Here is a 21,713-nt window from a genome sequence, read left to right on the forward strand (position 1 = left end):
CGCTGGTGGAGGTAAGCGGGATCGAACCGCTGACCTCTTGCATGCCATGCAAGCGCTCTCCCAGCTGAGCTATACCCCCTTGCGAAGAAGCGAGATTATGCAATACCTGTTTTCAAAAGACAATATCTTTTTAAAAAATAGGCCAATAGTTTATCTTTTAGGCCTCAAAAATAGCCCTTCAGGCGCGCCAGCACCGTTTCCCGGCCGAATAACTGCAGCACGGCGTCGATCGCCGGCGTCTGCAACTGCCCGGCCACGATCAGGCGCAGCGGCATGGCCAGCTGCGGCATCTTCAGCTTGTGTGCGGCCAGCACTTCCTTGATCATCGGCGCGATCGCTTCCTTGGTCCACTCGACGGTGGCGCAGCGCTGCGCGAATTCGGCCAGCGCCGGCTTGATGGCGTCGGTGATGTGCTGCTCGACCAGCGCCGCTTCCGGCGCCGGCTGGCGGTAGAACATCAGGGCCGCGGCGGCGATCTCGTTGATGGTATTGGCGCGGTCTTTCAGCAATCCGATCACCGCTTCCAGGTCGGGCGCGCCGTCGAAGGAGGCGCCTTCCTTTTCCAGCAGCGGACGCGCCAGCGTTGCCAGGCGCGCGTTGTCGGCCAGCTTGATGTAGTGGTTGTTGAGCCAGTTCAGCTTTTCCGGATTGAACTGTGCCGGCGCCTTGGTCAGGTGGTCCAGGTCGAACCATTCGCAGAACTGCTGCATCGAGAAGATCTCGTCGTCGCCGTGGCTCCAGCCTAGGCGGGCCAGATAGTTCAGCATCGCTTCCGGCAAGTAGCCTTGCGCCGGATAGTCCATCACGCTGACCGCGCCGTGACGCTTGGACAGTTTCTCGCCATCGGCGCCCAGGATCATCGGCACGTGGCCGTATTCCGGCAGCGTGCCGCCCAGCGCCTTGAGGATGTTGATCTGGCGCGGGGTGTTGTTGACGTGGTCGTCGCCGCGGATGACGTGGGTGATCTTCATGTCCCAGTCGTCCACTACCACGCAGAAGTTATAGGTCGGGGTGCCGTCCGGACGGGCGATGACCAGGTCGTCCATTTCACGGTTGGAAATCGTGATCGGGCCCTTGACCACGTCATTCCAGGTGACCTCGCCATCGAGCGGGTTCTTGAAGCGCACCACCGGCTTGCGGCCTTCGGGAATGGCCGGCAGGGTCTTGCCCGGCTCCGGGCGCCAGGTGCCGTCGTAGCGCGGCTTTTCGCCGGCGGCGCGCTGGCGCTCGCGCATGGCTTCGACTTCTTCCGGCGAGCAATAGCAGTAATAGGCGCTGCCCTGCTCCAGCATCTGCGCCACCACCTCGCGGTAGCGATCCATGCGCTTCATCTGGTAGAACGGGCCTTCGTCATGCGCCAGGCCCAGCCATTGCATGCCTTCGATGATGGCCTGCACCGCTTCCGGGGTCGAACGTTCCAGGTCGGTGTCTTCGATGCGCAGCACGAAGGTGCCGCCGAAACGGCGGGCATAGGCCCACGAAAACAGCGCGGTGCGGGCGCCGCCCAGGTGCAGGTAGCCGGTGGGGCTGGGCGCGAAACGGGTACGGACAGTAGTTGCGGTCATGATCGGGGCAGGTAAAAACCAAAACGGCCTTGGCACGCCAAAGCCGTCGAACGGTGAAAGGTCGTCAATCGGAAAGCAGCTATTTTACCGCCTTTGAGGGCGGCCACGCCATGCCGGCCGGGCCGCCCGGATGCAGCCGAAGCTGCCTGCGCTCACTTCACCGTGATACTGATGGTCTTGGCCATGGCCGGCCCATAGGACTGGTGCGCGCCATTGGCGAACTGGGCGGTCAGCTTGTATTGGCCGGGCGGCAGCGTCACGTCGGCCTCGGTCTGGCCCTTGCCGTAGTGCAAATGGGTATCGTCCATGGGGATGGACTCGCCTTCCTTGATCGGCCCATGATTGATCAGCAAGTGATGGTGGCCGGTGCCTTCGATGATTTCATTGGCGGGATGCACGGTCATTCCGGTGACGCCGAACTTCACCTTGAACGGGCTGGAAACGGTGGCGCCATCCTTAGGTTCAAGGATGGACACCGATTTATCGGCGGCATGCGCGGCCGACGACAGCAGGCCGGCCATGAGCAGCGACGCCGCAAATACGTTCTTGAACAGGCGTGGATGGCGATGGGTAATCATGGGCAATCTCCTTTTAAATGGATGGAACAAGCTTCCCCTGCCATGGCCCGCATCGCCGCCTCGCCATCAGTCGTATCAGTCGTTCTGGATCACGATGCTGGGGAACTTGCTGGTCATGTCACGGGCCTTCTCGGCCACTTTGACCGCGACGCGGCGCGCAATGTTCTTGTAAATTTCCGCCACCTTGCCGTCCGGGTCGGCCACCACGGTCGGCGTGCCGGAATCGGTCTGCTGGCGGATCTCCATGGTCAGCGGCAAGGCGCCCAGGAAATCCACGCCGAAATCGGCGCACATCCGCTCGCCGCCGCCCACGCCGAAAATCGGCTCGGCATGGCCGCAGTTGGAGCATACGTGCATGCTCATGTTCTCGACGATGCCCAGGATGGGAATGCCGACCTTCTCGAACATGCGCAGGCCCTTGCGCGCATCCAGCAGCGCGATGTCCTGCGGCGTGGTGACGATCACCGCGCCGGTCACCGGCACCTTCTGCGACAAGGTCAGCTGCACGTCGCCGGTGCCGGGCGGCATGTCGACGATGAGGTAATCCAGGTCGCGCCAGTTGGTCTGGTCCAGCAACTGCTGCAGCGCCTGGGTGACAATCGGGCCGCGCCAGACCATCGGCTCGTCGGGATCGATCATGAAACCGATCGAGGAGACCTGCAGGCCGTGGTTCTCCAGCGGCTCCATGGTCTTGCCGTCCTTGGTTTCCGGCTGGCCGGAAATGCCCATCATCATCGGCTGCGAGGGGCCGTAGATGTCGGCGTCCAGGATGCCTACCTGCGCGCCCTCGGCCGCCAGCGCCAGCGCTAGGTTGACCGCGGTGGTGGATTTGCCCACGCCGCCCTTGCCGGAGGCCACGGCGATGATGTTCTTGACGTTGCTCTTCAACTTGATGCCGCGCTGCACCGCATGCGCGACGATCTTGAAATGCACGTTGGCCTCGACCCCGGCCACGCCCGGCAGCTTGCCCAGCGCATCGGCCACCAGCCGGCGGATCGGCTCGACCTGGCTCCTGGCCGGATAGCCCAGCTCCACGTCCAGCAGCACGCGGCCGCCCTCGACGCGGATGTTCTTGGCTTCCTTGCCGCTGATGAGATCGCGGCCGGTATTGGGATCGATCACCTGCAACAGGGCCGCCTTGACTTCTTCCACGGTGATGCTCAATTGACTCTCCTTCATGAATGCCGCAAGTCTAAACCAATCGGCCTCCGGCCGCCTTGCCCCCGGCCCGCCAAACCGGAGATTCCCATTTCCAAGGAAGCAACTTCTGCGCTGATTGCACCGTGGCTGATAGAATGGTCGTTTTTCCCCTTTCACTTCCGTACAGCCAGCATTGCCAATGAGCACTTCAGCACCCCGCCAACTCTTCGTCACGACCGCACTCCCCTACGCCAACGGCGCGTTCCACATCGGCCACATTATGGAGTACATCCAGGCCGATATCTGGGTCCGGTTCCAGCGAATGCAGGGCAATGAAGTCCATTTCGTCGGCGCCGACGACGCGCATGGCGCGCCGATCATGATCGCGGCCGAAAAGGCCGGCGTCACGCCGCAGCAGTTCGTGGCCAACATCGCCGCCGGCCGCAAGCAATACCTGGACGGCTTCCACATCGCCTTCGACAACTGGAGTTCGACCGACAGCGAGGAAAACCACGCGCTGTCGCAAGAGATCTACCGCGCCCTGCGCGACGAAGCCAAGCTGATCTCGACCAAGACCATCGACCAGTTCTACGACCCGGTCAAGAACATGTTCCTGCCGGACCGCTACATCAAGGGCGAATGCCCCAAGTGCGGCACCAAGGACCAGTACGGCGACTCCTGCGAGAACTGCAGCGCGGTGTACTCGCCGACCGACCTGAAGAACCCGTACTCGACCCTGTCGGGCGCGACGCCGGTGATGAAGTCGTCGGAGCACTTCTTCTTCAAGCTGTCCGATCCCAAGTGCGTGGCCTTCCTGCGCGAATGGGCGCTGGACAACAACCGCCTGCAGCCGGAAGTGGCCAACAAGTGCCGCGAATGGCTGGACGGCGAAGGCGGCCTGGGCGACTGGGACATCTCGCGCGACGCCCCCTACTTCGGCATCGAGATCCCGGACGCGCCGGGCAAGTACTTCTATGTCTGGCTGGACGCGCCGATCGGCTACCTGGCTTCGCTGAAGAACTACTTCGCCAAGACCGGCCGCGACTTCGACGCCTTCATGGCCGACGACAAGACCGAGCAGTACCACTTCATCGGCAAGGACATCACCTATTTCCACACGCTGTTCTGGCCCGCCATGCTCAAGTTCGCCGGCCGCAAGACGCCGACCAACGTGTTCGCCCACGGCTTCATCACCGTCTCCGGCGAGAAGATGTCCAAGTCGCGCGGCACCGGCATCTCGCCGCTGCGCTACCTCGACATCGGCATGAACCCGGAATGGCTGCGCTACTACATCGCCGCCAAGCTCAACGCCAAGGTGGAAGACGTCGACTTCAACCCGGACGACTTCGTGGCGCGCGTCAACGCCGACCTGATCGGCAAGTACGTCAACATCGCCAGCCGCGCGGCCGGCTTCATCGCCAAGCGCTTCGAGGGCCGCGTCTCCACCCAGTGGGCGACCGGCGACGATGCTTTCCTCGCCAAATTGCGCGGCGTCGCCAACGATATCCGCGCGCTGTACGAGCAACGCGAATACGGCAAGGCGCTGCGCCTGGTGATGGAACAGGCCGACGCCATCAACGCCTACGTCGACGCCAACAAGCCGTGGGAGCTGGCCAAGGACAGCGCCCGCGACGCGCAACTGCACGAAGTCTGCAGCCGCCTGCTGGAAGCCTTCCGCATCTTGACCGTCTACCTGAAACCGGTGCTGCCGCAACTGGCCGCGCAAGTGGAGTCCTTCCTCAACGTGCAGCCCTTCCAGTGGAGCGACGTCAATGCGCCGCTGGCCGACGGCCACGTCATCAACGCCTACGCGCACCTGATGCAGCGCGTCGACCCGAAGATGCTGGATGCGCTGTTCGACGCGCCCGAGCCGGCCGCCGCCGCGCCTGCCGCCACCGAGAGCGCCATCGAAGAGCTGGCCCCGGAAATCTCCATCGACGACTTCGCCAAGGTCGACCTGCGCATCGCCAGGATCGTCAACTGCGAAGCCGTGGAAGGCTCGACCAAGCTGCTGCGCCTGACGCTGGACGCCGGCGAAGGCCGTACCCGCAACGTATTCTCCGGCATCGCTTCGGCCTACCAGCCGGAAGAGCTGGTCGGCAAGCTGACCGTGATGGTGGCCAACCTGGCGCCGCGCAAGATGAAGTTCGGCATTTCCGAAGGCATGGTGCTGGCGGCGTCGGCCAAGGATGAAAAGGCCAATCCGGGCATCTACGTGCTCAACCCGTGGCCGGGCGCCGAACCTGGCATGCGCGTGCGTTAAGCCGCAAGCGCCCGCGATACGGAAAGACCGAACCACGCCATGGAACTGCTGATACGCGAAGCCACCTCCGAAGATGCCCTGCTGATCGCGGAACTGACCCGCACCAGTTGGGCCAACAAGGTGGCCCCAAGCTCATCCGGACACCGCGAGGAGCCGGACCACGTCATCGAAGACCTGCAGCATGGCGGCGCCTTCATCCTGCTGCGCGGGGAAATCCCCGCCGGCTCGGTGCGCTGGCTGCCGCTGGACACCGAACGGGATGTCTGGGAAATCCGCCGCATGGGCATCTCGCCCGCCTTCCGCGGCGAACGCCTCTCGCAACACCTGATAGAAGCGCTGATCCACCGCGCCCAGGCCGCCGATGTGCGCGAACTGCGGCTGGCGGTGCGTACCGACCAGGCGCAACTGGTCGACCTGTATGCCGCCTTCGGTTTCGAGATCGCCCCCGAGCTCGAATACACCCGCGCCAATCCGAACGATGCGCCCCCTATCGTGATGCGCCGGGTCATGCGGTACTGAGTCCGCACTGCTCCCCTCCCCTAATCAAGCGACGCCTGGCGTCGCTTTTTTTCTGGCTGCAATGCATGGCAGCCTGCGTCAAAGCCAGTCCTGCACAGGAACGGATGTCTCCGGAACATCCGTTCATCAAGCTGTAACAAAAGCTCATTACTATCCCCCAACTGCTGCAGAGCCACATCGATAAGCCTTTACTTATCGCGCCAATTTCATTATTGTTACAAACGTTCAATACATATGATCATTCGTTCAAGCGAGAAAAATGGCTAACGGGGACCGCCAGGAAACAGCGTACATGGCCGTGCGCGTCGCACGCCTGTACTACTTCCAGAACATGACCACCGCCGCGATCGCCGAGGAAATCGGCACGTCGCGCGCCACGGTGTCGCGCCTGCTGTCCTATGCCCTGGACCGCGGCCTGGTGGAAATCCGCGTGCACGATCCGCAGGAAGTTTCCGGCAACCTTGAAAGCGCCATCGCCGAACGCTATAAGCTGCGCTCGATCCAGGTAGTGCCGGTGTCGGCCGCCGCCACCGAGAAGGAAACCCTGCAGCGCGTGGCCGGCCATGCGGCCGCCTACGTCAGTTCGCTGGTGGCGCCGTCCACCGTGATCGGCCTGGCCTGGGGCACCACCGTGGCCGAGATCGCCGACAGGCTGCTGCCCAAGCAGGTGCATGACGTCGACGTGGTGCAGTTGAACGGCTCGGGCACCGGCATCAACTTCGTCAATACCATCGGCGAATCCATCGTCTCGCGCTTTGCGCAGAACTACGGCGCGCGCGCCCACCATTTCCCGGTGCCGGCGTTTTTCGACTACGCCGACACCCGCACCGCGCTGTGGCGCGAAAGAAGCATCAAGTCCATCCGCGCACTGCAGGACAGCGCCTCCATCCTGCTGTTTTCCATCGGCGCCGAAGCCACCGGCAGCCATGTCCACACCGGCGGCTATTTGTCCGACGAAGAACGCAAGCAGATCCGGGAAGAAGGCCTGGTCGGCGATATCGCCACCGTGTTCTTCCGCGAAGACGGCAGCTGGCGCGACGTCGCGCTCAACGCGCGCAGCAGCGGCCCCGACATGGATTGCTTCCAGCGGGCCGCGCATTCGATCTGCGTGGTGTCGGGCAAGGGCAAGATCCCCGGCCTGCGCGCGGCGCTGCAAGGCGGCTTCATCAATGAACTGGTGATCGACGAACCGAGCGCGCGCCTGCTGGTGGAGCAGATCCGCGCAGCCGACGGCAAGGAAACCACGGCATGAATACCAACACCCTCTACGACATCCTGGTCATCGGCGGCGGCATCAATGGCGCCGGCGTGGCGCGCGACGCCGCCGGACGCGGCCTGTCGGTGGCCCTGTGCGAACAGGGCGACTTCGCCGGCGCGACCTCCTCGGCCAGCACCAAGCTGATCCACGGCGGCCTGCGCTATCTCGAATACTACGAATTCCGGCTGGTGGCCGAAGCGCTGTCCGAGCGCGAACACCTGCTCGACATCGCGCCGCACATCGCCTGGCCGCTGCGCTTCGTCATGCCGCACGTAGCCGGCCTGCGCCCGCGCTGGATGATCCGCCTGGGCCTGTGGCTGTACGACCACATCGGCGGTCGCATCAGCCTGCCCAAATCGAAGAGCGTGCAACTGGACCGCATGGCGCATCCCAGCGGCCTGAAAAAGAGCATCACGCGCGGCTTCGCCTATTCCGATGCCTGGGTCGATGACGCCCGGCTGGTCATCTTCAACCTGCTCTCCGCACAGGAACACGGCGCCGAGATCATGCCGCGCACCCGCCTGGTCGAGGCGCAGCGCAGCGAATCCCAGGACGGCGGCGACAACCGCTGGGTCTGCACGCTGGAAAACACCCGCAGCGGCGAACGCAACACCGTGCAGGCGCGCGCCATCGTCAATACGGCCGGCCCCTGGGTGGCGCAGATGGACCATCTGCTCAATGCCAGCCCCGGCGACAGCGCCAAGCACGCCGCCGTCAAGCTGGTACGCGGCAGCCATATCGTGGTGCCGCGCCTGTTCGATGGCGAGCACGCCTACATCCTGCAAAACGACGACAAGCGCATCGTCTTCATGATTCCTTATGAAGAGCGCTACACCCTGATCGGCACCACCGACGTCCCGCAAGAAAACATGGACCACGGCGCGCAGATCAGCGCCGAGGAAGAGGCTTACCTGCTGCGCGCGGTCAACCAATACCTGGCACACCCGATCAACGAACGGGACATTGCCTGGCGCTACGCCGGCGTGCGCCCGCTGTTCGACGACGAATCCGACAACCCCTCGGCCGTCACCCGCGACTACACGCTGGTGCTGCAAGCCGAACGCGAACTGCCCTGCGTCTCGGTCTATGGCGGCAAGATCACCACCTATCGCCGCCTGGCCGAGTCGGTCATGGACAAGCTGGCGCCCTGGATGCAAAGCCGCGCCCGCCGCACCTCCTGGACCGCGACCGAGGCCCTGCCCGGCGCAAAATTCAAGCGCGCCGACCGGGCCGACGAAGTGACGCGGCTGCAAAAGAAATATGCGCAGCTCGATGCCGGCTACCTGGCGCGCCTGTTCTCCCGCCACGGTTTGAAGAGCCACAACATCCTGCGCGAAGCGCAAACCCCGGCCGAACTGGGGCGCGATTTCGGCGGCGGGCTGCGGCAGCGCGAAGTGGAATACCTGGCCATGCATGAATGGGCTTGCGAAGCCGACGATGTGCTGTGGCGCCGCACCAAGTGCGGCCTGCACATGAGCGAGCAGCAGCGGCAGGCGTTCCAGGCCTGGTTTGCCGAGTTCAGCGCCAGCCGCTTTTGCCCGAGCCGCATGCAGGCCAAGAACGATTGAGCAGAATTTCACGCCGCGCGTGAAAACGATTACAGCCGTTCAGTGCAGTCCTGCTGCAATGAACGGATCAGCACCAACAGACCCAGGCGGACGCCGGCCAACGGCCAGCGATCCGTCCATTGAGACACCGACCGGATAGCAAGGGGAACGCGGGATGGCAGCAATTTCGTTGCAAGGCATTACCAAGAGCTGGGGCGAAGCCCAGGCCGTCAAGGGCATCGACTTCGAAGTGAAGTCGGGCGATTTCACCGTCTTGCTGGGGCCGTCCGGCTGCGGCAAGTCGACCACCCTGCGCCTGATCGCCGGGCTGGACATCCCCACTACCGGCACCATCCGCATCGGCGAGCGCGACGTCACCAACCTGCCGCCGGCGCAGCGCAAGATCGCCATGGTGTTCCAGTCATACGCGCTGTTCCCGCACCTGAACGTGCGTGACAACATCCTGTTCGGCGTGCGCGTGCGCAAGGAACCCAAGCAGGAGTTTGAACCGCGCCTCAAACGCGTGGCCGACATCCTCGGCCTGTCGCACCTGCTGGATCGCCGCCCCGGCCAATTGTCCGGCGGCCAGCAGCAGCGCGTGGCGCTAGGCCGGGCGATCATCGCCGATGCCCCGGTATGCCTGATGGACGAGCCGCTGTCCAACCTCGACGCCCAGCTGCGGCAAGAGATGCGGCGCGAGATTCGCGCCCTGCAGCAGCAACTGAACATGACCATGATCTACGTCACCCACGACCAGACCGAGGCGATGAGCATGGCCGACCAGGTGATCCTGCTGCGCGACGGAAAAATTGAACAGAACGCGCCGCCGGCCGAACTGTACGCGCAGCCGGCCACGGTCTTCGCCGCGCGCTTCATCGGCACGCCGCCGATGAACATCCTGCCGCTGGCGCAGGGCGCGGGCGGCCTGGTCATCGAAGGCAGCGATGGCCCGGCGGTGACGGCCGGCAGCGGCGGCGAACAATGGCAGCTGGGCCTGCGTCCGGAACACATCGCCCTGGCCGAGGCTGGCGTGGCGGCGGTCGTGGAGACGGTGGAATATTTCGGCGCCGACACCATTATCGGCGCCAAGGTCGGCGCCCGGGTCGGCGACGCCGCATTGCTGGTGCGCGTACCCGGCCAGTTGTCGCTGCGCGCGGGCGACCATGTCCGGCTCAACTGGAACCCAAAGGATCAGTACTTCTTCGACAGGCAGACCGGGATGCGACGTCATCCCAATTAAGAACCCGTTTCATTGTGAAGCGAGTTCTTCACCGGCCCACGCCGGCAGAGTGAGACCCAACAATAGCAACCGCCAAGTTGCAGCCAACTTTTCAACCTTATGGGAGAGACGCATCATGCGTAGAGCAATTCTGAAATCCGTGGCCGCCCTGGCCGTCAGTGCCGCTATCGGCGCCAGCTTCAGCGCCAGCGCCTTCGCCGCCAACCCGGTCGAAATCAGCTTCTACTACCCGGTCGCCGTCGGCGGCGCCGTCACCAAGACCATCGACAGCATGGTGGCCGACTTCGAAAAGGCCAACCCGGACATCAAGGTCAAGGCGGTCTATGCCGGCACCTACCAGGAAAGCATCGTCAAGGCGCTGACCGCATTCAAGAGCGGCACCCCGCCGACGCTGGCGGTGCTGCTGTCGACCGACCTGTTCACCCTGATCGACGAGAACGCCATCGTGCCCATCGACGGCCTGGCCAACGACAAGCCCTGGATCGACGGCTTCTACAAGGGTTTCATGGAGAACAGCCAGACCGGCGGCAAGACCTGGGGCGTGCCGTTCCAGCGCTCGACCATCGTCATGTACTACAACAAGAACCTGTTCAAGGAAGCCGGCCTGAACCCGGACAAGGCGCCCGCCACCTGGACCGAGATGGTGGAAGCGGCCAAGAAGCTGACCAGGCGCGATGCGTCGGGCAACGTCAGCCAGTGGGGCGTGAAGATCCCCTCGACCGGGTTCGGCTACTGGATGTTCCAGGCCATGGCCGCCTCCAACGACACCATCCTGATGAACAGCGCCGGCACCAAGACCTATTTCGACAAGCCGGGCGCGGTCCAGGCGCTGCAGCACTGGGTCGACCTGGCCGCCAAGGACAAGGTGATGCCGTCCGGCACGATCGAATGGGGCACCACGCCCAAGGATTTCCTGGAGCAGAAGGCCGCCATGGTGTGGACCACCACCGGCAACCTGACCAACATCCGCAGCAACGCGAGCTTCCCGTTCGGCGTGGCCATGCTGCCGGGTAACAAGCACCCGGGCAGCCCGACCGGCGGCGGCAACTTCTACGTCTTCAACAAGACCTCGCCGGAGCAGCAAAAGGCGGCGATGAAGTTCATCCGCTTCGCCACCGAACCGGCGCGCGCGGCGCAATGGTCGATCGCCACCGGCTACGTGGCCCCGCGCCAGGACGCCTGGGATACGCCGGAAATGAAGAAGTACCTGCAGGAAGTGCCGGCCGCCGATGTGGCGCGCGAGCAGATGAAGTACGGCGTGGCCGAGTTGTCGACGCATGACAACCAGCGCGTGACCAAGGCGCTCAACGACAACCTGCAAGCCGCCCTGTCCGGCACCAAGACGCCGGAAGCGGCGTTGAAGGATGCCCAGCGCGAGTCGGACCGCATCCTGCGTTCCTACGGCCGCTAAGCCTGTGCCGCACCTGCCGTAAAACCGGCCTGCCGCAGTCCCCGGTCCTTGCGACCGGGGCTGCCTGGCGGGCCGGGGTTTCAAACTTGAATTTTTCGGCGCACGCCGCTGCGCCCTTGCCGTCCGGACAAGGCATAAAGGTCACCGATGAACCGTACCCATTCTTCCGTCACACCCTGGCTGCTGCTGTTGCCGGCCATGGTGCTGCTGGTCGCCTTCACCCACTACCCGGCCGTGGCCACCATCTGGCACAGCTTCTTCTCCACGCCCAAGGGCGCCAACCCGTCGGTGTTCGTCGGCCTGGAGAACTATGCGCTGATGGCCGACGACCCGGTATTCTGGCGCGCCTTCTTCAACAACCTGTGGTTCGCGCTGGGCACCATCCCGGTCTCGATCGCGCTGGCCATCATGATGGCGCTGTGGGTCAACGACCGCCTGTTCGGCCGCAGCCTGCTGCGCCTGGCCTATTTCACGCCGACCGTGCTGCCGATGATCGCGGTGGCCAACATCTGGCTGTTCTTCTACACGCCGCAATACGGCCTGCTGGAACAGATCACCGCCGCGCTCGGCCTGCCTTCGCATAACTGGCTGGGCAATCCCAACACCGTGCTGGGCGCCATGATGGTGGTGGCGATCTGGAAGGAAGCCGGCTTCTTCATGATCTTCTACCTGGCCGCGCTGCAACAGATCTCGCCGGTGCTGGCCGAGGCCGCCGGCCTGGAGGGCGCAACGCGCTGGCAGTATTTCTGGAAAGTGCAGTTCCCGCTCTTGATGCCGACCACGCTGTTCGTGCTGATCAACGCGCTGATCAACTCCTTCCGCCTGGTCGACCATATCGTGGTGATGACCAAGGGCGGGCCGGACAACGCCAGCTCGCTGCTGCTGTACTACATCTACGAAGTCGGCTTCGCCTTCTGGGACTCGTCCTATGCCGCCGCGCTGACCGTGGTGCTGCTGGCCATGCTGGGCATCATCGCCTTCATCAAATTCCGTATCCTCGACCGCAGGACCCATTACCAATGATCTCGCAGACCTCCAATCCCTTCGGCGAGCGCAACCAGGCGCTGGAAACGATTTCGGCCTGGGTGCTGGGCTTCTTATGGCTGCTGCCGCTGCTGTATGCGGTGTGGACCGCCTTCCACCCCTCCGAATTCGCCACGCGCTTTTCGCTCTCGGCCCCGCTGACGCTGCAGAACTTCGCCAACGCCTGGGATGCCGCGCCGTTCCCGCGCTACTTCCTCAATACCTTCCTGCTGGTGACCATGATCCTGGCGGCGCAGATGCTGCTGGCCACGCTGGCGGCCTATGCCTTCGCCCGCTTCACGTTCCGCGGCAGCAATGTGATGTTCATGCTGGTGCTGATGCAACTGATGGTGATGCCCGACATCCTGATCGTCGAGAACTACAACACCATGAACCTGCTCGGCCTGCGCGACACCATCCTGTCGATCGGCCTGCCCTACTTCGCCTCGGCCTTCGGCATTTTCCTGCTGCGCCAGACCTTCAAGACCGTGCCGCGCGAGCTGGACGAGGCCGCCACGGTGGAAGGCGCTTCGGCGCTGCAAGTGCTGATGCAGGTCTACGTGCCGCTGGCCAAGCCGATCTACATCGCCTTCGGGCTGGTCTCGATCAGCACCCACTGGAACAACTTCCTGTGGCCGCTGATCGTCACCAACTCGGTCGAATCGCGCCCGCTCACCGTCGGCCTGCAGGTGTTCTCCTCCACCGACCAGGGCGTCGACTGGTCCATCATCACCGCCGCCACCCTGATGACCTCGGCGCCGCTGCTGCTGGCTTTCCTGCTGTTCCAGCGCCAGTTCGTGCAATCCTTCATGCGCGCCGGCATCCGCTGAGAAAAAATGTTATAAACAATATAAACAATGACGGGCCCGCAGAGGCCCGCTTCGCAAGACCATGAAACGGCATCGCCTGCATCACGCGACATCGCAACATCGCAGTCGGCAACAGAGCAAGGAAGACCAATGAAACTCATCAGCTGGAACATCCAGTGGGCCCGCGGCATCGACGGCCGCGTGGATCCGGCCCGCATCGTGCGCGACGCGCGCGCCATGGGCGACTTCGACGTGCTGTGCCTGCAGGAAGTGGGCGCCAACTATCCGGCCCCGGGCCTGGCCGGCAGCGCCGGCGAAAACCAGTTCGAACAGTTCGCGCAATTGCTGCCGGACTTCACGCCGGTGCCCATCGCCGGCGTCGACGTGATCGCCGCCGACGGCTCGCGTCGCTGCTTCGGCAACATGGTGCTGTCGCGCTATCCGGTGCAGCGCGTGCTGCGCCACCAGTTGCCGTGGCCGGTCGACCCGAACGTGATCAGCATGCCGCGCACGCTGCTGGAAGTGACGCTGGACACGCCGCTGGGCCCGCTGCGGGTGATGAACACGCACCTCGAATATTATTCCGCGATGCAGCGCAAGGCACAGGTCGAAGCGATCCGCCGCTGCCACGAAGAGACCTGCGGCCGCGCCGCCGGCGAGATGGCGGTGGACCGCCGCGGCTCGCCCTATCACGCCTTCCCGCATGCCACCCGGACCATCCTCGTCGGCGATTTCAACTTCCGCCCGGAAGACCCGCTGCATGCACGCCTGCAGGCCCCGTTCGCCGGCCGCGACGGCAATGCGTCGCAACATGTGCCGCGCCTGGTCGACGCCTGGCGGCACCTGCACGGGAACCAGGCGCATCCGATCAATGTCGGTCAATATGACCGCGAGCAATGGCCCGAAGCGTTCACCTGCGACTTCATCTTCGCCAGCGAAGACCTGCTGCCGCATCTGCGCGCCTTCGAAGTCGATGGCCATACGCAGTCCTCCGACCATCAGCCGCAATTGCTGGAGCTGCGATGAGACCGCTGGAGCAAATGCCGCAGGCGCGGGTCGCCACCGTGTTCACCGATATCGACGATACGCTGACCACCGGCGGCAAACTGAGCGCCCTGGCGTACGAAGCCCTGGAGGAATTGCAGCAGGCAGGGCTGCGGGTGATCCCCGTGACCGGACGTCCGGCCGGATGGTGCGACCAGATCGCACGCCTGTGGCCGGTGGACGGTATCATCGGGGAAAACGGGGCGCTTTATATGTGGCACGACGCGCCAACGGGCAAGCTGCGCACCCGCCATCTTCTTGATGAAGAAAGCCGCGCCGGCAATGCCGCGCGCCTGGCGGCGGTATGCCAGCGCATCCTGCGCGAAGTGCCGGGATGCGCGGTGGCGTCCGACCAGTTCTGTCGCCAGTACGATCTGGCGATCGATTTCTGCGAGGACGTGCCGCCGCTGCCGCGCGCTGCGGTCGACCGCATCGTGCAAATCATGGAGGAATCAGGCATGACCGCGAAAATCAGTTCCATCCACGTCAATGGCTGGTTCGGCGATTACGACAAGCTAAGCATGGCGCGCCTGATGATGCGCGAACGCTATGGCGTCGACCTGGCCGACAAGGCCGAGCGCGACCGCTGCGTGTTCGCCGGCGACTCGCCCAACGACGCGCCGATGTTCGCCTACTTCCCGCTGTCGGTGGGCGTGGCCAATGTGCTCGAATTCGCCGACCGCCTGACGCATGCGCCGCACTTCATCACCCGCCAGCCCTGCGGCGCGGGTTTCGCAGAGCTGACCCGGCATCTGCTGGCGCGTCCATGATCACCCTACTGCACCTGATGTCGGCGCTGGCCCTGCTGGTGTGGGGCACGCACATCGTGCGCACGGATGTCCTGCGGGTCTATGGCGCGCAACTGCGCCGCATCCTCTCCACCAGCATCACCCGCCGCTGGATGGCCTTCACCGCCGGCGTGGGCGTGACCAGCCTGGTCCAGAGCAGCAACGCCACCGCCGTCATCGTATGCTCCTTCGTGGCTCAGGGCCTGGTGGGCCTGACGCCGGCGCTGGCCATCATGCTGGGCGCCGACGTCGGCACCGCGCTGATGACGGGCGTGCTCAGCTTCGACCTCTCGTGGGTGTCGCCGCTGCTGATCTTCGGCGGCGTGGTGGTCTACCTGTCGCGCCGCCACACCTCGGTCGGCCGCCTGGGACGCGCGGTGATCGGCCTCGGCCTGATCCTGCTGGCCCTGGAACTGATCGGCGCGGCCACGCGGCCGATGATGCATGCGGCCGGCATCAAGGTGCTGTTCTCTTCGCTGACCGGCGACGTGCTGCTCGATGCGCTGATCGGCGCGCTGTTCGCCATGCTGACCTATTCCAGCCTGGCCGCGGTGCTGCTGTCGGCCACGCTGGCCACGTCCGGCATCATCTCGCTGAAGGTGGCGCTGTGCCTGGTGATCGGCGCCAACCTGGGCAGCGGCGTCACCGCCCTGCTCACGGCGGCCAGCCAGAACGTGGCCGGGCGCCGCGTGGCGCTGGGCAGCATGCTGTTTCGCCTGTCGGGCGCCATCGTGGTGCTGCCCTTCATCAACCAGCTTGAGCTGGTGATCGCGCAGTTCAGCAACGACCTGCGCTTCGGCGTGGTGGCATTCCATGTGATCTACAACAGCGTGCGCTGCGGCCTGCTCCTGCTCCTGGTGGAACCCATGGCGCGCCTGTGCGTGCGCCTGCTGCCCGAGAACCCGCTGGATGACGACGCCATCCACGCGCGCCACCTCGACCCGGGCGCCATCGATACGCCCACCCTGGCGCTGGCCAATGCCTCGCGCGAGGTGCTGCGCATCGGCGATTTGATCGAAAAGATGCTGCACTGCCTGTTGCCGGTCATTCGTGAAAACGATACCATCCGCGCCCAGCAGATCCGCCGGATCGACGATGACGTCGACAAGCTCTATACCGAGGTGAAGATGTACATGGCGCGCGTCTCGCGCGAAGAGCTGTCGGCCCGCGAAGTGCGGCGCTGGACCGATGTCATCACCCTCACGATCAACCTGGAACAGGCCGGCGACATCATCGTGCGCATCGTCAAGGGCCTGGAGAACAAGAAGATCGCGCCGCAGCGCACCTTTTCCGAAGCCGGCATGCAAGAGGTCTGCGAGATGCACGCGCGCCTGCTGGCCAGCCTGCAACTGGGGCTGTCGGTGTTCCTCGAAGGCGACCTGCGCAGCGCCCAGAAGCTGCTGGCCGAGAAGGAATCCTTCCGCGACCTCGAGCGCGCCTACGCCAAGAGCCACCTGATCCGCCTGGCCGGCCAGACCCAGCAAAGCATCGAGACCAGTTCGCTGCACCTGGACCTGATCAGCGACATGAAGCGCATGCACTCGCTGTTCTGCTCGACCGCCTATTCGGTACTGGACGAGGCCGGACTGTTGCGCCGCAGCCGCATGGAAAACAGCCATGAAGATGAAGAACGGCTGCGCATGATGGAAAAAACGGAAGGCGATTATTCGCATCCGCCCTGACAGCGGCGACAAAAAACAGCGCGCAAAAGACAAGGCCGGCATCCGATGCCGGCCTTTTTAATGCCAACTTTTTAATGCCTGTTCACCTCTGCGCGCCAACAGGCATTGGATGCTCAATGCCCGGATATCTCGGAGAATGACGTGCGCACCACCTGCTTCGTGCCGATATCGAAATGCACGTTGAAGAGGCGATCTTCATGCACATAGCGGTACTTCCAGTCCCACACCTCTTCGTTCTTGCGGACGAACTGCACCACGCTGCGCGGCCGGCCCAGCATGCGCCGCACCTCATCGGCCGACATGCCGGGGCGGATGGCGTCGAAGTTCTCCTGGGTCAGGACTTGCCTGTAGTCAACCAGCGTGCCGGAGGCGCCGATGGCGAACATCCAGGTACGGATGCCTTCCGGCCCCTTGGGATATTCCAGGGTGCGGGCGCCGTTGCCGTCGTCCCAGACGGTGCCGGGCTGGCCCATCACGCCGCGCACGTCGGCCTCGGTGGAAATGCCTTTTTGCAGCTTGTCCAAGCCGAACTCCTCGATCGGATTGCCGTTGCGGTCGCAGCCGAACATTGCCACTGCGGCAACAAGGGCGCCCACGGTCGCGGCGCAACGGCGGGTAAATTCGAAAAATCGCATACTCATTCCTGGCGCATCCTTTTGATTATCCCTGATCAAGAAAGGGTAAAATAAGCCCTCTATGTTTCATTTGGCTTGAAAATATCATGCTCTTCGGAAAAAAGACCACCTACGTATCTGAAATCACCCAGTTCATCGACGAACTGAAGCAGAAGAATCCGAAGCTGGAAGAGTCGCAGCGCGCCGGCCGCGCCCTGCTGTGGGACAAGGAGCCCGTCGACCTGGACAAGACTGCCCGCGACCAGGCTTCGCGCGTGGCCCAACAGCCCTACGTCTACCAGTCGCACTGATCAAGGCAGCATGACGGCACACGCAGGCGGCGGCGATCCGTCCGGCAACGCCGGCGAGCAACGGCGCAACGCCGACGCCCTGGAAATTACCCCCGCAGGACAACCGGACACCACGCCCGATGTGATCGACGGCGTGGCATTGGCGCGCCTGTACGGCGAGCCGCTGTTCCAGTTGCCCAACGACCTCTACATCCCGCCGGACGCGCTGGAAGTCTTCCTCGATGCATTCCAGGGTCCGCTGGACCTGCTGCTCTACCTGATCCGCAAGCAGAACTTCAACATCCTGGACATCCCGATGGCCCAGGTCACCCGCCAGTACCTGGAATACGTCGAGCAGATCCGCAAGCAGAACCTGGAGCTGGCGGCCGAATACCTGCTGATGGCGGCCATGCTCATCGAGATCAAGTCGCGCATGCTGCTGCCGGCCAAGAAGGCCGACACCGGCGAGGAGCCGGAAGATCCGCGCGCCGAGCTGGTGCGGCGCCTGCTGGAATACGAACAGATCAAACTGGCCGCGCAGGAGCTGGACGCGCTGCCGCAGGTCGGCCGCGACTATGTGCGCACCCAGGTCTACATCGAGCAGACCGTGGTCACGCGCTGGCCGGAGGTCGACATGAACGACCTCAGGGCGGCCTGGGCCGACGTGCTCAAGCGCGCCAAGCTGACCGCGCACCACCACATCAGCCGCGAAGAACTGTCGGTGCGCGAGCACATGACCGGCATCCTGCGCCGGCTGCAATCGGCCCGCTTCGTCGAGTTCTCCGACCTGTTCGAAGCATCGCGCGGCGTGCCGGTGGTGGTGGTCAACTTCATCGCCTTGCTGGAGCTGGCCAAGGAGACGCTGATCGAAATCACGCAGGCCGAGGCCTTCGCCCCCATCTATGTCAGACTCTCGTACTCGCCAAGCTGAGCGCGACGAGTACGATCCCCCGCGCTGATACCGGCGGCGCTGCCCCGCCTTCCAACCCGAGAACCCGCATGAAAATCATTTCCTCCATCGAAGAACTCCGCGACCACCTGCGCGGCCAGTTGCGCACCGCCTTCGTCGCCACCATGGGCAACCTGCACGAAGGACACCTCTCGCTGATGCGCCTGGCGCGTACCCACGGCGACCCGGTGGTGGCCTCGATCTTCGTCAATCGCCTGCAGTTCGGCCCCAACGAGGACTTCGACAAATACCCGCGCACCTTCCAGAACGACGTCGAAAAACTGGAAAAGGAAGGCGTCTACGTGCTGTTCGCGCCGACCGAAAAGGACATGTACCCCGAGCCGCAGGAATACCGCGTGCAGCCGCCCAACGACCTGGGCAACATCCTGGAGGGCGAATTCCGCCCCGGGTTCTTCACCGGCGTGTCGACCGTGGTGATGAAGCTGTTCTCCTGTGTGCAGCCGCGCGTGGCGGTGTTCGGCAAGAAGGATTACCAGCAGCTGATGATCGTGCGCAACATGGCGCGCCAGTTCGCGCTGCCCACCGAAATCATCGGCGCCGAGACCTACCGCGCCGAAGACGGCCTGGCGCTGTCTTCGCGCAACGGCTACCTGTCGGCCGACGAACGGGCTGAGGCGCCGCTGCTGTATCGCGTGCTCAACGATGTGGCCGATGAAGTCCGCGGCGGCCAGTTGAACACCTCGGAAGTCGAAAAGAAAGCCATGTCGCTCCTGGCGGATCGCGGCTGGAACCCTGACTACGTGGCCGTGCGCAAGCGCATCGACCTGCAGCCGCCCTCGGCCGGCGACATGGCGCAGGGCGCGCCGCTGGTGGTGCTGGCCGCCGCCAGGCTGGGCACCACGCGCCTGATCGACAACCTGGAAATCTGACAATGCGCCCTGCGGCGCTTGCCCTGCTGCTCGGCGCCACGCTCGCGTCGGCCGCCTGCGCCGCCATCACCGTCAAGGACGATCTTGGCAACCAAGTCACGCTGGCGCAGCCGGCCCGGCGCATCATCAGCCTGGCGCCGCATGTCACCGAACTGCTGTATGCCGCCGGCGCCGGCGACAAGCTGGTCGGCGCCAGCAACTTCAGCGACTTCCCGGCCGCCGCCGCCAGGCTGCCTCTGGTCGGCAGCTTCGCCGCCCTCGACCTGGAGCGTGTGCTCAGCCTCAAGCCGGACCTCATCGTCGCCTGGCACAGCGGCAACAAACCCTCGCAACTGGCGCGCCTGCGCGGCTTCGGCATCCCCATCTACGAAAGCCAGCCGGCGGATTTCGGCACGATCGCCGATTCGCTGGAAAAACTGTCGCGCCTGGCCGGCAGCGAGAGCATCGGCAATACTGCCGCACAGGATTTCCGCGCGCGCTGGCAAGCGCTGCAAACCCGATATGGCAACCGCCCCGAAGTCAGCGTGTTCTACCAGATCTGGAGCCAGCCGCTGATGACGCTCAACGGCCGCCACCTGGTGTCGTCGGTGCTGAAGCTATGCGGCGGCCGCAACATCTTCGCCGACCTGCCGCAACTGGCGCCCACCGTCACCATGGAAGCGGTGTTGGCCGCCGATCCCCAAGTCATCCTCGCCCCCGGCGATGCCACAGACCAGCCGCTGGAACGCTGGCGTCAGTTCCCGCGCCTGCGCGCGGTGCGTGAGAAGCACCTGTACACGGTCAACGCCGACTGGCTCAACCGCGCCGGGCCGCGCATTCTGGAGGCGGCCAATGAAGTATGCGAACGGCTGGATGCGGCGCGAGCAGACTGATGCGCCGGCCTTATCGCTGCTGATCGCCGCTTATCGCTGCGCATGACAAAAAAAATCCCTCCACGATATGGAGGGATTTGAGGCAGGTTCGTACTGCTCAGAAACGATACTTGATGCCCGCGCTGACCAGGTTCAGGTTGACATCGCTGGCACCGACACGCTGCATGCGGGTATAAGCCACATTGGCTCCCCAGTTCTTCGTGAAGTCGAACTCATAGCCCAAGCCGACCAGGTAACCGCCCGACGACAGCGAGAAGTCGCGGCTGCCACGAACCGTACCCCTGATAGGAGTCACCGATACAGATGCTTCCGCATAGCTGAGGCCCGCTTTCAAGAACAGGCCCGGCAGACCTTCAGTGAATTTGTAGACAGCTGACAAGTCGCCGCCCTGGGTCTTGTAGTTGGTCTCATACTCGGAGCTGCCATCGGTACCGTTCTGTTTGAAATCGCCGCTGCTGAAATAGCCAGCTTCCAATGCCCAGTTGGGAGTGAACTGATAACCCAGCATGACGCGGAACAGGCCGGCATTCCTGGTTTCAGAAGTGGTCCGGTAGCCGGGCGGGTTATCCAGCGACTGGTTGTTTGCGATGCCGCCTTCGATGCCGAGATAGACACCGGTATTGGGCTTGACCGCCTGTGCGGAGGCGGAACCAGCCAGCAGTGCGCCGGCAATCAGGATTGCATAAGTTTTCATGGATGCTTGAGAAATAAGGTTTCTTGACGTTCCGAATCCCGGCCGTTGCGAGATACGGAATACATGCAGGCCATCGATAACAACGTGGGCCGGCAACTCAAGCCAGCCCTGCCATAGCACCGAAGCCAGTCGCGCATCATAAGAAGGAAATGGACGAAAACCTGTGTTCCGCGCCAATTCAGGTATTTTTCAAGCATTCCCCATGCCCTCCCCCGAAAGCACGCGACTGCGATACGAAAGCAATTCGAACATTGCCTTCCTGCATCGAGATACGCCGTTGCTTCAAGCCCATCAGGTGGCCTGGCATGTGCCCCCCTTACCCTCTCTCCCTTGCCCAAAAAAAAATCCCTCCATCAAATGGAGGGATGTTGACCTTCGCTGAAACGCTGCAACGATCAGAATCAGACATACCTGGTACAAATTCCTTGAATTTGTACCAGGGCCAAGAATCGAGTTGGCCATGGCATATGCGCCTTCCAGGCCCATGTACACGCCGCTGTCTGCGATTTGGGCAGCCGCCCTTGCTGCCACGAACAA

General features: G+C 63.8%; 20 protein-coding genes and 1 tRNA gene. 15 read left to right on the plus strand and 6 right to left on the minus strand.

Features of this window, described 5'->3' with window-relative positions; genetic code table 11:
- Window positions 1–3: 3 nt before the first annotated feature.
- The 4 genes from AC07N6_RS18765 to apbC form a co-directional block, all read right to left on the minus strand.
- Window positions 4–79, minus strand: a tRNA-Ala gene (locus tag AC07N6_RS18765).
- A gap of 85 nt (window positions 80–164) precedes the next feature.
- Complete coding sequence (gltX, locus tag AC07N6_RS18770) at window positions 165–1,565, minus strand: glutamate--tRNA ligase (protein WP_494783011.1); 1,401 nt, start codon at window positions 1,563–1,565, stop codon at window positions 165–167.
- A gap of 152 nt (window positions 1,566–1,717) precedes the next feature.
- Window positions 1,718–2,143 (minus strand): DUF4399 domain-containing protein, encoded by a 426-nt coding sequence (locus tag AC07N6_RS18775; RefSeq protein ID WP_494783012.1) that lies wholly within the window; start codon window positions 2,141–2,143, stop codon window positions 1,718–1,720.
- Window positions 2,144–2,218: 75 nt separating this feature from the next.
- Entirely contained in the window at window positions 2,219–3,307 is a 1,089-nt protein-coding gene (gene apbC, locus AC07N6_RS18780) for an iron-sulfur cluster carrier protein ApbC (RefSeq protein ID WP_494783013.1), read from the minus strand.
- Window positions 3,308–3,482: 175 nt separating this feature from the next.
- Here apbC and metG point away from each other — a divergent pair, with 175 nt between their 5' ends.
- The 11 genes from metG to AC07N6_RS18835 all read left to right on the plus strand — a co-directional run bounded on the left by metG (window position 3,483) and on the right by AC07N6_RS18835 (window position 16,867).
- The gene (metG, locus tag AC07N6_RS18785) at window positions 3,483–5,546 is read left to right on the plus strand and encodes a methionine--tRNA ligase (protein ID WP_494783014.1); all 2,064 of its coding nucleotides are present in this window, start codon (window positions 3,483–3,485) and stop codon (window positions 5,544–5,546) included.
- 39 nt (window positions 5,547–5,585) lie between these two features.
- Window positions 5,586–6,065: a GNAT family N-acetyltransferase gene (locus AC07N6_RS18790; RefSeq protein ID WP_494783015.1), complete on the plus strand. Its 480-nt coding sequence runs from the start codon at window positions 5,586–5,588 to the stop codon at window positions 6,063–6,065.
- Between the two features lie 259 nt (window positions 6,066–6,324).
- Window positions 6,325–7,317 carry a sugar-binding transcriptional regulator gene (locus tag AC07N6_RS18795; RefSeq protein WP_494783016.1) on the plus strand — a complete coding sequence of 331 codons (993 nt, stop codon included), beginning with the start codon at window positions 6,325–6,327 and terminating at the stop codon, window positions 7,315–7,317.
- Window positions 7,314–8,891 (plus strand): glycerol-3-phosphate dehydrogenase, encoded by a 1,578-nt coding sequence (gene glpD, locus AC07N6_RS18800; protein WP_494783017.1) that lies wholly within the window; start codon window positions 7,314–7,316, stop codon window positions 8,889–8,891. Before AC07N6_RS18795 ends, glpD begins: the two co-directional genes overlap by 4 nt.
- Before the next feature lie 154 nt (window positions 8,892–9,045).
- Window positions 9,046–10,110, plus strand: a complete 1,065-nt coding sequence (locus AC07N6_RS18805) for an ABC transporter ATP-binding protein (protein ID WP_494783018.1) — start codon at window positions 9,046–9,048, stop codon at window positions 10,108–10,110.
- Window positions 10,111–10,225: 115 nt separating this feature from the next.
- Window positions 10,226–11,521, plus strand: coding sequence for an ABC transporter substrate-binding protein (locus tag AC07N6_RS18810; protein ID WP_494783019.1), 1,296 nt, complete (start codon window positions 10,226–10,228; stop codon window positions 11,519–11,521).
- 147 nt (window positions 11,522–11,668) lie between these two features.
- Entirely contained in the window at window positions 11,669–12,544 is an 876-nt protein-coding gene (locus AC07N6_RS18815; RefSeq protein WP_494783020.1) for a carbohydrate ABC transporter permease, read from the plus strand.
- The gene (locus AC07N6_RS18820; protein ID WP_494783021.1) at window positions 12,541–13,374 is read left to right on the plus strand and encodes a carbohydrate ABC transporter permease; all 834 of its coding nucleotides are present in this window, start codon (window positions 12,541–12,543) and stop codon (window positions 13,372–13,374) included. The genes AC07N6_RS18815 and AC07N6_RS18820 overlap by 4 nt, the downstream gene beginning before the upstream one ends.
- Window positions 13,375–13,503: 129 nt before the next feature.
- Entirely contained in the window at window positions 13,504–14,379 is an 876-nt protein-coding gene (locus tag AC07N6_RS18825) for an endonuclease/exonuclease/phosphatase family protein (RefSeq protein ID WP_494783022.1), read from the plus strand.
- Window positions 14,376–15,167: an HAD-IIB family hydrolase gene (locus tag AC07N6_RS18830; protein WP_494783023.1), complete on the plus strand. Its 792-nt coding sequence runs from the start codon at window positions 14,376–14,378 to the stop codon at window positions 15,165–15,167. Before AC07N6_RS18825 ends, AC07N6_RS18830 begins: the two co-directional genes overlap by 4 nt.
- Window positions 15,164–16,867 carry a Na/Pi cotransporter family protein gene (locus AC07N6_RS18835; protein WP_494783024.1) on the plus strand — a complete coding sequence of 568 codons (1,704 nt, stop codon included), beginning with the start codon at window positions 15,164–15,166 and terminating at the stop codon, window positions 16,865–16,867. Before AC07N6_RS18830 ends, AC07N6_RS18835 begins: the two co-directional genes overlap by 4 nt.
- A gap of 113 nt (window positions 16,868–16,980) precedes the next feature.
- Here the strand turns inward: AC07N6_RS18835 and bamE are convergent, their stop codons facing one another.
- Window positions 16,981–17,502 carry an outer membrane protein assembly factor BamE domain-containing protein gene (bamE, locus tag AC07N6_RS18840; protein WP_494783025.1) on the minus strand — a complete coding sequence of 174 codons (522 nt, stop codon included), beginning with the start codon at window positions 17,500–17,502 and terminating at the stop codon, window positions 16,981–16,983.
- An 86-nt stretch (window positions 17,503–17,588) separates the two neighbouring features.
- On the opposite strand from bamE, the gene AC07N6_RS18845 reads away from it, so the two are divergent.
- The 4 genes from AC07N6_RS18845 (at window position 17,589) to AC07N6_RS18860 (ending at window position 20,482) form a co-directional block, all read left to right on the plus strand.
- Window positions 17,589–17,792: a DUF3460 family protein gene (locus AC07N6_RS18845; protein WP_494783026.1), complete on the plus strand. Its 204-nt coding sequence runs from the start codon at window positions 17,589–17,591 to the stop codon at window positions 17,790–17,792.
- A 10-nt stretch (window positions 17,793–17,802) separates the two neighbouring features.
- Window positions 17,803–18,702 carry a segregation and condensation protein A gene (locus AC07N6_RS18850; protein ID WP_494783027.1) on the plus strand — a complete coding sequence of 300 codons (900 nt, stop codon included), beginning with the start codon at window positions 17,803–17,805 and terminating at the stop codon, window positions 18,700–18,702.
- 68 nt (window positions 18,703–18,770) lie between these two features.
- Window positions 18,771–19,610: a pantoate--beta-alanine ligase gene (panC, locus tag AC07N6_RS18855; protein WP_494783028.1), complete on the plus strand. Its 840-nt coding sequence runs from the start codon at window positions 18,771–18,773 to the stop codon at window positions 19,608–19,610.
- Between the two features lie 2 nt (window positions 19,611–19,612).
- Complete coding sequence (locus AC07N6_RS18860) at window positions 19,613–20,482, plus strand: cobalamin-binding protein (protein WP_494783029.1); 870 nt, start codon at window positions 19,613–19,615, stop codon at window positions 20,480–20,482.
- A gap of 97 nt (window positions 20,483–20,579) precedes the next feature.
- Here the strand turns inward: AC07N6_RS18860 and AC07N6_RS18865 are convergent, their stop codons facing one another.
- Window positions 20,580–21,176 (minus strand): outer membrane beta-barrel protein, encoded by a 597-nt coding sequence (locus tag AC07N6_RS18865; protein ID WP_494783030.1) that lies wholly within the window; start codon window positions 21,174–21,176, stop codon window positions 20,580–20,582.
- Window positions 21,177–21,713 lie beyond the last annotated feature (537 nt).

This window comes from Herbaspirillum sp. GW821-FHT09A12, from assembly GCF_059418325.1.